14 protein-coding genes are annotated in these 14,144 nt (G+C 61.8%); 6 read left to right on the forward strand and 8 right to left on the reverse strand.

All coding sequences use genetic code 11. The features are described from left to right. Positions 1–18: 18 nt before the first annotated feature. From trmB to PspS04_RS25855, 4 genes are all read right to left on the reverse strand, one after another. Positions 19–744: a tRNA (guanosine(46)-N7)-methyltransferase TrmB gene (gene trmB, locus PspS04_RS25840; RefSeq protein WP_159998400.1), complete on the reverse strand. Its 726-nt coding sequence runs from the start codon at positions 742–744 to the stop codon at positions 19–21. 9 nt (positions 745–753) lie between these two features. After that, positions 754–1,548, reverse strand: a complete 795-nt coding sequence (locus tag PspS04_RS25845) for a thiazole synthase (protein ID WP_095164543.1) — start codon at positions 1,546–1,548, stop codon at positions 754–756. Between the two features lie 66 nt (positions 1,549–1,614). Beyond that, on the reverse strand, positions 1,615–1,815 hold the full coding sequence (gene thiS, locus PspS04_RS25850; RefSeq protein WP_162530216.1) for a sulfur carrier protein ThiS: 201 nt from the start codon (positions 1,813–1,815) through the stop codon (positions 1,615–1,617). A 71-nt stretch (positions 1,816–1,886) separates the two neighbouring features. Then, positions 1,887–2,267, reverse strand: a complete 381-nt coding sequence (locus PspS04_RS25855; protein ID WP_159998402.1) for a DUF423 domain-containing protein — start codon at positions 2,265–2,267, stop codon at positions 1,887–1,889. 74 nt (positions 2,268–2,341) lie between these two features. Here PspS04_RS25855 and mtgA point away from each other — a divergent pair, with 74 nt between their 5' ends. Continuing rightward, on the forward strand, positions 2,342–3,064 hold the full coding sequence (mtgA, locus tag PspS04_RS25860) for a monofunctional biosynthetic peptidoglycan transglycosylase (protein WP_159998404.1): 723 nt from the start codon (positions 2,342–2,344) through the stop codon (positions 3,062–3,064). 113 nt (positions 3,065–3,177) lie between these two features. Here the strand turns inward: mtgA and rpoH are convergent, their stop codons facing one another. The 4 genes from rpoH to ftsY all read right to left on the reverse strand — a co-directional run bounded on the left by rpoH (position 3,178) and on the right by ftsY (position 7,385). After that, a complete protein-coding gene (gene rpoH / locus PspS04_RS25865; protein WP_095164548.1) occupies positions 3,178–4,032 on the reverse strand; it encodes an RNA polymerase sigma factor RpoH in 855 nt (284 codons plus the stop codon). Between the two features lie 112 nt (positions 4,033–4,144). After that, complete coding sequence (gene ftsX / locus PspS04_RS25870; RefSeq protein ID WP_159998406.1) at positions 4,145–5,167, reverse strand: permease-like cell division protein FtsX; 1,023 nt, start codon at positions 5,165–5,167, stop codon at positions 4,145–4,147. Beyond that, positions 5,164–5,835 (reverse strand): cell division ATP-binding protein FtsE, encoded by a 672-nt coding sequence (gene ftsE / locus PspS04_RS25875; RefSeq protein WP_095164552.1) that lies wholly within the window; start codon positions 5,833–5,835, stop codon positions 5,164–5,166. Before ftsE ends, ftsX begins: the two co-directional genes overlap by 4 nt. Then, entirely contained in the window at positions 5,832–7,385 is a 1,554-nt protein-coding gene (gene ftsY, locus PspS04_RS25880; protein ID WP_159998408.1) for a signal recognition particle-docking protein FtsY, read from the reverse strand. The genes ftsE and ftsY overlap by 4 nt, the downstream gene beginning before the upstream one ends. Before the next feature lie 344 nt (positions 7,386–7,729). On the opposite strand from ftsY, the gene PspS04_RS25885 reads away from it, so the two are divergent. The 5 genes from PspS04_RS25885 (at position 7,730) to PspS04_RS25905 (ending at position 14,142) form a co-directional block, all read left to right on the forward strand. Further along, entirely contained in the window at positions 7,730–9,091 is a 1,362-nt protein-coding gene (locus tag PspS04_RS25885; protein WP_159998410.1) for a M16 family metallopeptidase, read from the forward strand. Further along, complete coding sequence (locus PspS04_RS25890) at positions 9,084–10,574, forward strand: M16 family metallopeptidase (protein ID WP_159998412.1); 1,491 nt, start codon at positions 9,084–9,086, stop codon at positions 10,572–10,574. The genes PspS04_RS25885 and PspS04_RS25890 overlap by 8 nt, the downstream gene beginning before the upstream one ends. Beyond that, positions 10,574–11,185 carry a 16S rRNA (guanine(966)-N(2))-methyltransferase RsmD gene (rsmD, locus tag PspS04_RS25895; RefSeq protein WP_095164560.1) on the forward strand — a complete coding sequence of 204 codons (612 nt, stop codon included), beginning with the start codon at positions 10,574–10,576 and terminating at the stop codon, positions 11,183–11,185. The genes PspS04_RS25890 and rsmD overlap by 1 nt, the downstream gene beginning before the upstream one ends. Positions 11,186–11,321: 136 nt before the next feature. After that, positions 11,322–12,665: a M16 family metallopeptidase gene (locus tag PspS04_RS25900; RefSeq protein WP_159998414.1), complete on the forward strand. Its 1,344-nt coding sequence runs from the start codon at positions 11,322–11,324 to the stop codon at positions 12,663–12,665. Further along, entirely contained in the window at positions 12,658–14,142 is a 1,485-nt protein-coding gene (locus tag PspS04_RS25905) for a M16 family metallopeptidase (protein WP_159998416.1), read from the forward strand. Before PspS04_RS25900 ends, PspS04_RS25905 begins: the two co-directional genes overlap by 8 nt. Positions 14,143–14,144: the final 2 nt, after the last annotated feature.

A 14,144-nucleotide genomic window follows, 5' to 3' on the forward strand; every position in this document is an offset into this window, starting at 1 on the left:
GCTCGGCTCCTACAGGTTTTACGCCTGTTTTTCGAACTTCAAGTCCCACACACCATGCCCAAGACGTTCGCCGCGGCGTTCGAACTTGGTGATCGGGCGCTCGGCCGGGCGCGGCACGCACTTGCCGTCTTCGGCCAGGTTGCGGTAACCCGGCGCGACGTTCATCACTTCCAGCATGTATTCAGCGTACGGTTCCCAGTCGGTGGCCATGTGCAGCACACCGCCGACCTTCAACTTGCTGCGTACCAGCTCAGCGAAGGACGCCTGGACGATCCGGCGCTTGTGGTGACGGCTCTTGTGCCACGGGTCCGGGAAAAACAGCATCAGGCGATCCAGGCTGTTGTCCGCCACGCAGCGGTTGAGCACTTCGATCGCATCACAATCGTAGACCCGCAGGTTAGTCAGGCCCTGGGTCAGCACGCCATTGAGCAGCGCGCCCACACCTGGACGGTGCACTTCAACCCCGATGAAATCCTGTTCCGGCGCCGCCGCGGCCATTTCCAGCAGCGAGTGGCCCATGCCGAAGCCGATTTCCAGCGAGCGCGGGGCCGAGCGACCGAACACCTGGTCGAAGTCCACCGGCGCATCGGCCAATGGCAGGACGAACAGCGGCGTGCCCTGCTCCAGGCCCTTTTGCTGGCCTTCGGTCATGCGCCCGGCGCGCATCACAAAACTCTTGATGCGGCGGTGTTGGCGCTCTTCGCCTTCTTCCGTCTGGATAGGCGTGTCGTTCGATTCAGTCATCAATGGCTCTTACTTGATCAGACCATCCAGCGGCGAGGAGGCGCTGGCATAGAGTTTTTTCGGCATGCGGCCAGCGAGGTACGCCAGGCGACCTGCGACAATCGCGTGTTTCATGGCTTCGGCCATCAGGATCGGTTGCTGGGCATGGGCAATGGCCGAGTTCATCAGCACCGCCTCGCAGCCCAGCTCCATGGCGATGGTGGCGTCGGACGCGGTACCGACACCGGCATCCACCAGCACGGGCACTTTGGTTTCTTCGAGGATGATCTGCAGGTTGTACGGGTTGCAGATCCCCAGGCCCGAACCGATCAGGCCAGCCAGCGGCATGATCGCGATGCAGCCGATCTCCGCCAGTTGCCGGGCAATGATCGGGTCATCACTGGTGTAGACCATCACGTCGAAGCCTTCCTTGACCAGCGTTTCGGCGGCCTTGAGGGTTTCGATCACGTTGGGGAACAGGGTTTTCTGGTCGGCCAGTACTTCCAGCTTCACCAGGTTGTGCCCACCGAGCAACTCACGGGCCAGGCGACAGGTGCGCACAGCCTCGATCGCGTCGTAGCACCCGGCAGTATTCGGCAGGAAGGTATAGCGCTCTGGCGACAGCACATCGAGCAGGTTCGGCTCGCCCTCGTTCTGGCCCAGGTTGGTGCGGCGCACGGCGAAAGTGACGATCTCAGCGCCCGAGGCCTCGATGGCCAGGCGGGTTTCTTCCATGTCACGGTACTTGCCGGTACCTACCAGCAAACGCGACTGGTAAGTACGACCGGCCAGGACGAAAGGCTTATCGCTGCGAACGTTGCTCATCGGAAATCCTCTGGTGGGGTGAGGGTCTTGCACAATGCGGGTGGGCGCGGTTGTCGCTGCGGGCGACTAGCCGCCACCGATGGCGTGCACCACTTCCACCGAGTCGCCCTCGGTGAGGGTGGTGTCAGCGTGCTGGCTGCGCGGGACGATATCCAGGTTGAGCTCGACCGCCACCCGGCGACCGGTCAGGTCCAGACGGGTCAGCAGGGCCGCAACGGTTTCACCGTCGGGCAGTTCAAGGGATTCGCCGTTCAACTGAATGCGCATGCCGGATGCCGCCATCATTTTTAGGGGCCAGCATTCTAGCCCGATCATGACCTAAAGGTCAGCTACAAGTGTCAGGCGGTTATCTGCAAGCGCCAGGCGGTAATCCCCAGCAGCAGCCAGCCCGCGAGGAATGCCAGGCCGCCAAACGGGGTGACGATCCCCAGCTTGCTGATGCCCGTCAGCGTCAGCAGGTACAGGCTGCCGGAAAACAGCAGGATGCCCACGGCAAAACTAACCCCTGCCCAGGTCACCAGGCGCCCGGGAACCTGCGTGGCCAGCAGCGCGACACCCAGCAACGCCAGGGTATGCACCAGTTGATAAGTGACGCCGGTATGAAAAATCGCCAGGTATTCGCTGCTCAAGCGGCCCTTGAGGCCATGGGCGGCAAATGCACCCAGGGCGACACCGGTAAAACCGAAAAAAGCGGCCAGCATCAAAAAGCCACGCAGCATGGGGAACTCCAGTCAGAATCATTGGGCAGGGTCTGTATAATGGCCCGCTCGACGGGTTCGGCCAAGCCATCTCTATGCTGCCAATATTTGTGCGCCGCTTCATGAAAGCCCTGCTCTGGTTTGCCGGTGGCAGCGTAGTGCTGGTCCTGCTGTTGCGTTTTATTCCGCCACCGGGGACCGCGCTGATGGTCGAGCGCAAGATCGAATCCTGGTTCGATGGCGAACCCATCGACCTGCAGCGTGACTGGCAGTCCTGGGACAACATCAGCGACGACCTGAAAGTCGCGGTGATGGCCGGTGAAGACCAGAAATTCCCCGAGCACTGGGGTTTTGACTTCGGCGCGATCCAGGCCGCGCTGGCCCACAACGAACGCGGCGGCTCGATCCGCGGAGCCAGCACCCTGAGCCAGCAGGTAGCGAAAAACCTGTTCCTCTGGTCCGGCCGCAGCTGGCTGCGCAAAGGCCTGGAAGCCTGGTTTACTGCGCTGATCGAGGTGTTCTGGCCCAAGCAGCGGATTCTCGAGGTGTACCTCAATAGCGTGGAATGGGATGCCGGTGTGTTTGGCGCCGAGGCTGCAGCGCGCCATCACTTCGGCGTCAGCGCCCGCTCATTGAGCCGTCAGCAGGCCAGCCTGCTGGCGGCCGTGCTGCCGAATCCGCGGGTGTATAGCGCCAGCCATCCGAGCGCCTACGTGGCCCGGCGTGCAGGCTGGATTCGCCAGCAGATGAGCCAGTTGGGCGGCGACAGCTACCTGATCGGCCTCAACGATTCACGCCGGGCGCCTTGGGCGCAGTAGCCGAACACATTCTTCCAGACACTGCCCCCACAAGGGCCAAGATGAATCAGGAAAATGGGCACAAACAAAAACGCCCCGATCAATGATCGGGGCGTTTTTGTTTGTGCCGCAGGTTAGGCGGCGATCGACAACTTGAGCTTGTTCATCGCGCTCTTCTCGAGCTGACGGATCCGCTCGGCCGACACGTTGTACTTCTGTGCCAGGTCGTGCAGCGTGGCTTTTTCTTCTGCCAGCCAGCGCTGGTAGAGAATGTCACGGCTGCGGTCGTCCAGTACATCCAACGCCTCGTGCAGGTTGTTGGTGGAGTTGTCGCTCCAGTCCGCATCCTCCAGTTGACGGGCCGGGTCGTACCGGTGGTCTTCCAGGTAGTTGGCTGGCGACTGGAAGGCGCTGTCGTCGTCCGCTTCAGCGGCCGGGTCGAAAGCCATGTCATGGCCGGTCAGGCGGCTTTCCATCTCGCGCACTTCGCGCGGCTCTACACCGAGGCTTTCAGCCACACGATGGACTTCTTCATTGTTCAGCCACGCCAGGCGTTTTTTCTGGCTGCGCAGGTTGAAGAACAGCTTGCGCTGGGCCTTGGTGGTCGCCACTTTGACGATGCGCCAGTTGCGCAGGATGAACTCGTGGATTTCCGCCTTGATCCAGTGCACGGCAAAGGACACCAGGCGTACACCCATTTCCGGGTTGAAGCGCTTGACCGCTTTCATCAGGCCAACGTTGCCTTCCTGGATCAGGTCAGCCTGGGCCAGGCCGTAGCCGCTATAGCTACGGGCGATATGTACAACAAAACGCAGGTGGGCGAGCACCATCTGCCGAGCCGCCCCCAAATCCTGCTCATAGTAGAGACTCTCGGCCAGTTCACGCTCCTGCTCTGGCGTCAGCAATGGAATGCTGTTGACCGTGTGCACATAGGCCTCCAGGTTTGCGCCTGGGACTAGAGCATAAGCAGGTTGCAAAGAAGTGGTCATACGAAAAAACCTCCGACTCACATAACTCGTGCAGTTCAGCACTGCGAAAATTGACCGGAAACCGAAGGACAAGTTCCCCTACACGCTGAAAGGATATACAAGCAAAAAGACACTATTTCGGTGCAAGCTCTCTCAAATGGCGTGCTACCGCAATCCACGCACCGATATAACCCAACAACACCGCACCAAGCAAGAGCGACAGACCATCGGCTACTGGCACACCTGCCAAGGCAAAATTACTGCCATACAGACCGGCTAGCCCGGTGACCGCATCATTCAGCCAGTTCAGGCCAAACGCCAGGACACCCCAGGAAAGAACCCCGGCGCCAAAGCCATAAAGCGCGCCCATATAGAGAAAAGGTCTACGCACATAGCTATCAGTGCCGCCGACCAGTTTAATCACTTCTATCTCGGTGCGGCGGTTTTCAATATGAAGACGAATGGTATTGCCTATCACCAAAAGTAATGCAGAAACCAGCAACACCGTCAGACCGAAGACAAACCGCTCGCCCAGCTTGAGAATGGCTGCCAGGCGCTCGACCCAGACCAGGTCAAGTTGCGCCTGCTGCACCTTCGGCAACTCGGCCAGGCGCTGACGCAAACCTTCCAGGGTCGCCTTGTCGACTTCCTTGGGGGTCACCAGCACTACGCCCGGCAGCGGGTTTTCCGGCAACTCCTTGAGCGCTTCGCCCAGGCCGGACTGCTGCTGGAACTCCTGCAGTGCCTGCTCCCGACTGATGTACTCGGCCTCGGCGACGCCCGGCATGGCCTTGATCTGCTCACGCAGCCGCTCGCCTTCGCTGGCACTCGCATCCAGTTGCAGGTACAGGGAAATCTGCGCCGCACGCTGCCAGGAGCCGCCCAGGCGCTCGACGTTACTCAGCAAAAGTGACAGCCCCATCGGCAAACTCAGGGCAACGGCCATTACCAGGCAGGTAAAAAAGCTGCCGATCGGCTGCTTGCCCAGGCGACGCAGGCTGTCGAGCAGGCTGGCGCGATGGCTTTCGATCCAGGCGCGCAACAGGGTGCGGAAATCCGGGCCATCGTCTTCATCGCGTTTTTTCTTCTGCGGTTGCGGATCGGCGGCCTTGGGGGCCACGCGCTCGGAAACCTTAGGGCTGCGCGTCGCACTCATACCCCGGCCTCCCCGTCGCCGATCAATCGGCCACGTTGCAGGGTCAGCATGCGGTGACGCATGCGGGCAATCAGCGCCAGGTCGTGACTGGCGATCAGCACGCTGGTGCCCAAGCGGTTGATGTCTTCGAACACGCCCATGATTTCTGCCGCCAGGCGCGGGTCGAGGTTACCGGTCGGTTCGTCCGCCAGCAGCAAGGCCGGGCGATGGACGATGGCGCGGGCAATGCCGACGCGCTGTTGCTGGCCGGTAGACAAGTCGCCCGGGTACAGGTCGGTCTTGTCCGAGAGCGCCACCCGCTCCAGGGCCGAATCCACGCGCTTGACGATCTCGGCCTTGGACAGGCCAAGGATCTGCAGCGGCAGCGCGACGTTGTTGAACACCGTGCGATCGAACAGCAACTGGTGGTTCTGGAACACCACGCCGATCTGTCGGCGCAGGAACGGGATCTGTGCATTGCTGATGGTCGCCAGGTCCTGACCGGCCAGCAGCAACTTGCCGGTGGTGGGACGCTCCATCGCCAGCAATAAGCGCAGCAGGGTACTTTTACCGGCACCCGAGTGCCCGGTGACAAACAAGAACTCGCCCCGACGGACTCGAAAGCTCAGCTCATGCAAGCCGACGTGACCGTTCGGATAGCGCTTACCGACCTGTTCGAAACGAATCATGAACGCTCCCGCTCGGCAAACAGTGCCTGGACAAAGGGTTCTGCTTCAAAGGTACGCAAGTCATCGATGCCTTCACCGACACCGATGTAGCGAATTGGCAAACCAAACTGCTTGGCCAGGGCGAAGATCACCCCGCCCTTGGCCGTACCATCGAGCTTGGTCAGGGCCAGGCCGGTCAGGGCGACCGTCTGGTTGAATTGCTTGGCCTGGTTGATGGCGTTCTGCCCGGTGCCGGCGTCGAGTACCAGCAGCACCTCGTGCGGGGCCTCGGCGTCGAGCTTGCCGATGACCCGGCGAACCTTCTTCAACTCTTCCATCAGGTTGTCTTTGGTGTGCAGGCGACCAGCGGTATCGGCAATCAACACATCGATATTGCGCGCCTTGGCTGCCTGCACCGCATCGAAGATCACCGACGCAGAGTCGGCACCGGTGTGCTGGGCGATCACCGCAATGTTGTTGCGCTCGCCCCAGACCTGCAACTGCTCGACTGCGGCCGCGCGGAAGGTGTCACCCGCCGCCAGCATGACTTTCTTGCCTTCGAGTTGCAGCTTCTTGGCCAGCTTGCCGATGGTGGTGGTCTTGCCGGCGCCGTTAACGCCCACCACCAGGATCACGAATGGCTTGTTCTGCGAGGTGATTTTCAGCGGTTGCTCGACAGGCTTGAGCATCGCCGCCAGTTCCGCCTGCAGGGATTTGTACAGGGCATCGGCGTCAGCCAATTCCTTGCGCGCCACCTTCTGGGTCAGGCGCTGGATGATCACCGACGTGGCCTCGACGCCAACATCGGCAGTCAGCAGGCGGGTTTCGATGTCTTCGAGCAGTTCGTCATCAATGATCTTCTTGCCCAGGAACAGGCTGGCCATGCCCTCGCCGATGCTGGCGCTGGTTTTCGACAGGCCTTGCTTGAGGCGGGCGAAAAAGCCGGTCTTGGTTTCTTCGCTGCGCGCAGGCTCTGCGGCCACCGGCTCTGGAACAATCGGGGCAACGGGAGCGGGCGCGACCACAACGGGAGCGGCCACCGGTGCCGGGACCGGGACCGGCTCTAGAGTCGGCTGCGGCACTGGCTCTGGCGCGACGAACGCGGCAATGACCGGTTGCGGCAGGTCCGGCTCGTCAATGACCAGCGGCTCGACCAACGGCTTGGTGTCGACCACCAACAGTTCAACTGCTTGCTGAACCACGGTAGGCGCGGGAATCGGCGGGGTAATGTGCGGCGCCTGTTCGTCTGCAACCAAGGCCACCGGCTCTTCAGGGACCGGCAGGGTCAGCCACGGCGTGTGCACCGGCTCAGGAACAGGTTCTGGTGTAGGGGCTGGCGCAGACGCGAGCTCGACCACCGGCTGCAACACCGGCTCGGCCAATGGCAATACGACAGGGGCTACGGTTTCGACCACCGGAGCGGCTTCTATTACCGGCTCTGGCGCCACCTCAGGCAGTGGCTGTGGCTGTTCGACGACGGGTTCCTGCGGTTTTTTGCGCAGCCACCCGAACAGGCTTTTTTTCTCGCCAGCCGCAGCTGGGTTCTTCTTGTCGTCGTTGGAACCAAACATGGAGGACGGCTATCTCACGGTAGCGACGCGCCAATGGCGCCTCGGCAATTGAATATTCGATGCAGAACAGACTGTGTTTCACTCAGCTTGTTCACGCGCAACATTTTGTCGAGGTGCTCAACGGCACCTCAAAGCTCGACTAACACCAAGGACTAAAACGGTATCTTCGGCGAAAACGCAGAGTTTAGCTGATAAACCCAAAGCTTCTTGCGCAAACCTATACAGCCTACTGACCGATCAATGGCCTCATAGGCGTGGCCGCCAGTAAAACGGATCAGTATCCTAGCACCTCCTCGCCCGCCGACGCTAAGACCAAGCGGGCAGCCCAACAGGTTAAAAAACGAATGAATGCTCTAGCCCGCCGCGCTGCTGGCCTGCTGCTCAGCACAGTTTGTCTGCCCCTCGCAGCCCTGGCTGCCGACCCTCAACCGACCCACGAATTCACCCTCGACAATGGCCTGAAGGTCATCGTGCGTGAAGATCACCGTGCGCCCGTAGTGGTTTCCCAGGTCTGGTACAAGGTTGGCTCCAGCTACGAAACCCCAGGCCAGACCGGTTTGTCCCACGCCCTGGAGCACATGATGTTCAAGGGCAGCGAGAAAGTCGGCCCTGGCGAAGCGTCGCTGATCCTGCGCGACCTTGGCGCCGAGGAGAACGCTTTCACCAGCGACGACTTCACCGCCTACTACCAGGTGCTGGCCCGTGACCGCCTGGCCGTGGCCTTCGAACTTGAAGCCGACCGCATGGCCACCCTGCGCCTGCCGGCCGACGAGTTCAGCCGCGAGATCGAGGTAATCAAGGAAGAGCGCCGCCTGCGCACCGACGACAAACCAATGTCCAAGGCCTATGAGCGCTTCAAGGCCATGGCCTACCCGGCCAGCGGCTACCACACGCCGACCATCGGCTGGATGGCCGATCTCGATCGCATGAAGGTCGAGGAACTGCGCCACTGGTACGAATCCTGGTACGCACCGAACAACGCGACCCTGGTAGTGGTCGGCGACGTGACCCCGGAAGAAGTCAAAACCCTGGCCCAACGCTACTTCGGTCCAATCGCCAAGCGCGCCGTGCCACCGGCGAAAATCCCCCTGGAGCTGTCCGAGCCCGGCGAGCGGCAGATCACCCTGCACGTGCAGACCCAACTGCCGGCCCTGATGCTGGCCTTTAACGTTCCGAGCATTGCCACCACCCAGGACAAACGCTCGGTCAACGCCTTGCGCCTGATTTCCGCCTTGCTCGATGGCGGCTACAGTGGGCGCATCCCGACCCAGCTGGAGCGCGGTGAAGAGCTGGTCTCCGGCGGTTCGTCGAGTTACGACGCCTACACCCGTGGCGACAGCCTGTTCACCCTGTCGGCAACCCCCAACACCCAGAAGCAGAAAACCATGGCCCAGGCGCAAGCCGGCCTGTGGAAACTGCTTGAACAGCTTAAAACCACCGCACCTTCCGCCGAAGAACTGGAACGTGTGCGAGCGCAAGTGATTGCCGGCCTGGTCTACGAGCGTGACTCGATCACCAGCCAGGCCACCGCCATCGGCCAGCTGGAAACCGTCGGCCTGTCCTGGAAACTGATGGACACCGAACTGGCCGAGCTGGAAAGCGTGACCCCGCAAGACATCCAGAACGCTGCCCGCACCTATTTCACCCGCGAACGTCTGAGCGTTGCGCATGTACTGCCACTGCCCCAGGAGAACGCGCATGAGTGAGATCAACAAGTCACGGGTGGCCCTGGTCGCCCTGGCCGTCGTCGCGCTTGCCGCTTCGGCGGTGTTCTACGTGATCCGCCCAGGCGAGATCAACGCCAGCGAAGCCCTCGACAAGGCCAAATCGAGCCAGAAGCTGCAATCGCTGACCGAGCTCGACGGCAAGGCGCCGAGCCGACGCACCCTCGACGTGCAGACCTGGAACACCGCCGAAGGGGCCAAGGTGCTGTTCGTCGCCGCGCCTGAGTTGCCGATGTTCGACCTGCGCCTGATTTTCGCCGCCGGCAGCAGCCAGGATGGCGCCAGACCGGGCCTGGCGATGCTGACCAACGCCATGCTCAACGAAGGCGTGGCCGGCCAGGACGTCAGCCAGATCGCCCAGGGCTTCGAAGGATTGGGGGCCGACTTCGGCAATGGCGCCTACAAGGACATGGCCATTGCCTCGCTGCGCAGCCTGAGTGCCGTGGACAAACGCGAGCCGGCCCTCAAGCTGTTCGCCGAAGTGGTGGGCAAACCGACCTTCCCGGCCGACTCCCTGGCCCGAATCAAGAACCAGATGCTCGCCGGCTTTGAATACCAGAAGCAGAACTCGGCCAAGGTGGCCAGCCTGGAGCTGATGCGTCGCCTGTATGGCCAACACCCCTACGCCCACGCCAGCGACGGTAACGCGCTGAGCATCCCGGACATCACCCTGGCGCAACTCAAGGCCTTCCACGCCAAGGCCTACACGGCGGGCAACGTGGTGATCGCACTGGTCGGCGACCTGTCGCGCAGTGACGCCGAGGCGATTGCCGCCCAGGTGTCCGCCGCCCTGCCCAAGGGCCCGGCGCTGGCGAAAATCGCCCAGCCTGAGGAACCCAAGCCTGGCACCAGCCGCGTCGAGTTCCCGGCCAAGCAGACCAACCTGATGCTCGCGCAATTGGGCATCGACCGTGACGATCCGGACTACGCCGCCGTCTCCATGGGCAACCAGATTCTTGGTGGCGGCGGTTTCGGTACCCGGTTGATGAGCGAAGTGCGGGAGAAACGTGGCCTGACCTATGGTGTGTACTCGGGCTTTTCGCCGATGCAGGCCCGCGGCCCGTTCCTGATCAACCTGCAAACCCGTGCCGAAATGAGCGAAGGCACGCTCAAGCTGGTGCAGGACGTCATGGCCGACTACCTTAAAACCGGGCCGACCCAGAAAGAACTCGACGACGCCAAGCGCGAACTGGCGGGCAGCTTCCCGTTGTCGACGGCGAGCAATGCCGACATCGTCGGCCAACTGGGCGCCATGGGTTTCTACAACTTGCCGCTGAGCTACCTCGAAGACTTCATGCAGCAGTCGCAGAACCTGACTGTCGAGCAAGTTACCGCGGCCATGAACAAACACTTGAGCATGGATAAAATGGTGATCGTTACCGTCGGTCCTACCGTGCCGCAAAAGCCGTTACCGGCCCCTACTGACAAACCTTCCGAGCAGCCGCTCGGGGTTCCGGAGCATTAATGGCCACTCGCCCTAAAAAACCCGTGCACAACGTCCACAACGGTGTGAACCAACTACGCATCATCGGTGGTGAATGGCGCAGCCGCCGCCTGAGCTTCCCCGACGCCCCGGGCTTGCGCCCGACGCCGGACCGCGTGCGTGAGACCCTGTTCAACTGGCTCGCGCCCTATGTCGCCGGGGCCAAGGTACTCGACCCGTTCGCCGGCAGCGGCGCGCTGTTCCTAGAGGCGCTGTCCCGTGGCGCCGCCATGGGCCAGGCGCTGGATGCCAGCAGCCTCGCGGTGTCGAGCCTGAAGGAACACCTGGGCACCCTGCGCTGCACCGTCGGCCAGGTGCAGACCGCCGATGCCCTGCGCTACCTGGAAACCCAGCCAGCGAGCGCCTACGACCTGGTCTTCCTTGACCCGCCGTTCAACCAGAACCTGCTGCCTGCGGTGTGCTCGCTGCTGGAAGAACGCCAGTGGCTGGCCGACGACGCCTGGATCTACACCGAAAGCGAGAACGCACCATCGACCCTCGGCCTGCCGGGAGCTTGGCGCCTGCACCGGGAGCAGAAGTCCGGACGGGTGTACTACGCGTTGTGGCATCGCCTCGTGGAACAATCCGCTTGATACCATGCCTGGGCAGCCAAACCTGGCTGCCCAGGCACTGGCTTCACTCCAGATACATAGTTAACACCAGCCCCCTCTACGCATCGCCGACATTGATTGAGCGTTTTTCACATCAATCAATGAGGATGCACATCCAATGAACATCTACTGCAGCGCCCTGCTGCTCCTGAGTGGGCTGATGCCCATGATGGCGTTCACGGCCAGCGCGTCAACCACCCATGAGTTCAGCCTGGACAACGGCCTGAAAGTCGTAGTTCGCGAGGACCACCGCGCGCCCGTGGCCACCTCCCAGCTGTGGATCAAAGTCGGTTCCAGCCAGGAACCGCCGGGCCAGTCCGGGCTGTCCCATGCACTCGAACACATGCTTTACCAGGGCAGCAGCAAAACCTGCGCCGGTGAAGCCTCGGCCATCCTGGAGCGGCTCGGCGCCGCGGAAAACGCCTTCACCAGCAACGACTACACTGCCTACTACCAAACCCTGGCACCCGATCATCTGGGCGTGGCGTTTGAACTGATGGCCGACCTGATGACCACCGCGCACCTGCGCACCGAATCGTTTGCCACTGAAATCGAAGTGATCAAGCAGGAGCGCCGCGAACGCACCGATGACGCGCCCCAAGGCCTGGCCATGGAGCGGCTGCAGGCCATTGCCTTCCCCTCCAGCGCCCATGCCACGCCGACCATCGGCTGGATGCACGACCTGCAACGGATGAGCGCGACCCAGCTACGCGAGTGGTACCAACGCTGGTACGCCCCCAACAACGCGACCCTGGTCATCGTCGGTGATGTCAGCCTGGGCCAGATAAAACCCTTGGTCGAACGCTATTTCGGCGACATTCCCCGCAAGACCCTGCCCGAGGTGTACGCCCCTCTGGAACTGGCCGAGCCCGGCGAGCGCAAAATCACCTTGAGCCAAGCCATTCATGCGCCGCAATTGCTCATGAGTTTCAACCTGCCCAGCCTGACCACTGCGCCCGACCGGCGTACGGTGCAGGCCTTGCGGTTGCTAGACATACTGCTAGCCGGGTCCAACAGTGCTCGCTTGAAAAAGCACCTGCAATTTAATGAAGTCCTGTTCTCCCAGATATCTTCCGGGTACGACCCGTTCAACCGTGGCGACAGCCTGCTGTTACTCAGCGCTCAACTCAACAGCCACCAGCAGATCACCCTGGACCAGGCTCAGGCGCGTATCTGGCAGGTGATTGAACAACTGAAAACCACGCCTATAGACCCGCAAGAACTGGAGCGCGCGCGCACCTTGCTGATTGCCAGCCAGGTGTACCAGCAAGACTCGATCACCGAGCAAGCCACGCGCATGGGCACGCTGGAAAGCATTGGCCTGTCATGGCGCCTCATGGAAGAAGACATCGAGACACTGAACCAGGTGAGTGCCAAGGATATCCAGCAGGCGGTCGTGACCTATCTGACTCGCCAACGCATGAGCGTGGCGCATCTGCTGCCGGAGAACAGCCATGAATAAGTTCGTAGCTTCGCGTCATGTGCAACCGCTGCTCAGCCTGGTGTTTTGCTGCTGCCTGTCAGCCCAGGCCCAGGCCCAGACACCCACCCCATCGCCCCCTGCCGGGTCGAAACTGCAATCACTGACTCAGTCGCCGGCGGCGCCATCCGCCCCCCGCGCGCTGCAGATCCAGGCCTGGAAAACCGTGACAGGAACCAAGGTGCTGTTTATCCAGACGTCGGAACTGCCGATGTTCGACGTGCTCGTCAGCTTCGCCGCAGGCAGTGCACGGGATCCGCAACACCCGGCCCTGGCCGCCGCCACGTTCAGCCTGTTGAACGAACGCATCCAAGGCAAGAGCCTGGCGCAGATCAAAGAAACCTTTGACGGTCTTGGGGCCCGCTGGGGCATGGGCATCAACCATGATCGCACCTGGTTCTCGTTGCGCAGCCTCAGTGCGCCGCAAAAGCGTGAACCGGCCCTGCAATTGTTCGCGCAGATGCTTGGCCAGCCGCTGCTGGCCGATGACGCTTTGCTGCGAGTCAAGAGCGAGCTGCTGCAGATTATTGAGAGCCAGCAGCAAGACCCGCTGACTCAGGTGGTCCGGGGCATGAGCGGACTGCTTTTCAACGACCACCCCTATGCCCAGTCGGTCTATGGGACGACGCAGGACCTGGCAACCCTCACCCGTGAACAGGTCCAGGCCTTCCACAAAGCCAATTACCACGCCGGCAACACCCAGATCACCCTGGTCGGGGACCTGACCCTGGATCAAGCGCAGGCCCTTAGCGTGCAGATCAGTAACAGCTTGCCCGTCAAGCCTACTGCGCTGGCCGTGGCGGATATCCCGGTCACGCCGCCCACCAGAACCTCGCGGCATATTGAACAAGCCCAGAACCAGACCCACCTGATGCTGGCGCAACCCGGTGTCAGCCGTAAGCACCCCGACTATGTGGCACTCAGGGTGGCCAACCTGATATTCGCCGGTGGCAGCTCGGGATCGCGGCTGATGCAAGAACTGCGCGAGAAACGCGGCCTGACTTACAGCGTGTCCATGGACACTGCCGACAAACAATGGGCCAACCCCACTGTGATCTATGTGCAAACCCAACCGCAATTCAGCGAAGGCACGCTAACCCTGATCAAAAGCCTGTTCCGCGATTACCTGCACACCGGGCCGACCTCGCGGGAACTGGACGACGCCAAGCGCCTGATCCTCGGCAGTACCGCACTGGCCAGTGCCAGCAATGCGCAGATACTCTCCGGACTGTCGGAGATCAGCCGTCATGATTTGCCCTTCGACCTGGATTTTTCCGCGCATCAGGCCCAATCGTTGACGGTCGAGCAAATCAAGGCCGCACTCAACCGGCACTACAACGCTGATCACTGGAGCGTGGTCACGCTGGGGCCGACCACGACCCAGCAAGCCCTGCCAGAACCCGTCGATCGAGCCGGCCTGGGCATGTGTCGCGCTGAAGAGCAGATTGTGGCAAGTTAGTT

Source organism: Pseudomonas sp. S04 (assembly GCF_009834545.1).
Classification (GTDB): Bacteria; Pseudomonadota; Gammaproteobacteria; order Pseudomonadales; family Pseudomonadaceae; genus Aquipseudomonas.

Excerpts from the sequence above, each read along its gene's own strand:
- ftsX (WP_159998406.1), bottom strand. The coding sequence starts at position 5,167 with ATGAGTGCGACGCGCAGCCCTAAGGTTTCCGAGCGCGTGGCCCCCAAG.
- PspS04_RS25905 (WP_159998416.1), top strand. The coding sequence starts at position 12,658 with ATGAATAAGTTCGTAGCTTCGCGTCATGTGCAACCGCTGCTCAGCCTG.
- PspS04_RS25900 (WP_159998414.1), top strand. The coding sequence starts at position 11,322 with ATGAACATCTACTGCAGCGCCCTGCTGCTCCTGAGTGGGCTGATGCCC.
- PspS04_RS25890 (WP_159998412.1), top strand. The coding sequence starts at position 9,084 with ATGAGTGAGATCAACAAGTCACGGGTGGCCCTGGTCGCCCTGGCCGTC.
- rpoH (WP_095164548.1), bottom strand. The coding sequence starts at position 4,032 with ATGACCACTTCTTTGCAACCTGCTTATGCTCTAGTCCCAGGCGCAAAC.
- trmB (WP_159998400.1), bottom strand. The coding sequence starts at position 744 with ATGACTGAATCGAACGACACGCCTATCCAGACGGAAGAAGGCGAAGAG.
- PspS04_RS25885 (WP_159998410.1), top strand. The coding sequence starts at position 7,730 with ATGAATGCTCTAGCCCGCCGCGCTGCTGGCCTGCTGCTCAGCACAGTT.
- ftsE (WP_095164552.1), bottom strand. The coding sequence starts at position 5,835 with ATGATTCGTTTCGAACAGGTCGGTAAGCGCTATCCGAACGGTCACGTC.
- PspS04_RS25855 (WP_159998402.1), bottom strand. The coding sequence starts at position 2,267 with ATGCTGCGTGGCTTTTTGATGCTGGCCGCTTTTTTCGGTTTTACCGGT.
- mtgA (WP_159998404.1), top strand. The coding sequence starts at position 2,342 with ATGCTGCCAATATTTGTGCGCCGCTTCATGAAAGCCCTGCTCTGGTTT.
- PspS04_RS25845 (WP_095164543.1), bottom strand. The coding sequence starts at position 1,548 with ATGAGCAACGTTCGCAGCGATAAGCCTTTCGTCCTGGCCGGTCGTACT.
- rsmD (WP_095164560.1), top strand. The coding sequence starts at position 10,574 with ATGGCCACTCGCCCTAAAAAACCCGTGCACAACGTCCACAACGGTGTG.
- ftsY (WP_159998408.1), bottom strand. The coding sequence starts at position 7,385 with ATGTTTGGTTCCAACGACGACAAGAAGAACCCAGCTGCGGCTGGCGAG.
- thiS (WP_162530216.1), bottom strand. The coding sequence starts at position 1,815 with ATGCGCATTCAGTTGAACGGCGAATCCCTTGAACTGCCCGACGGTGAA.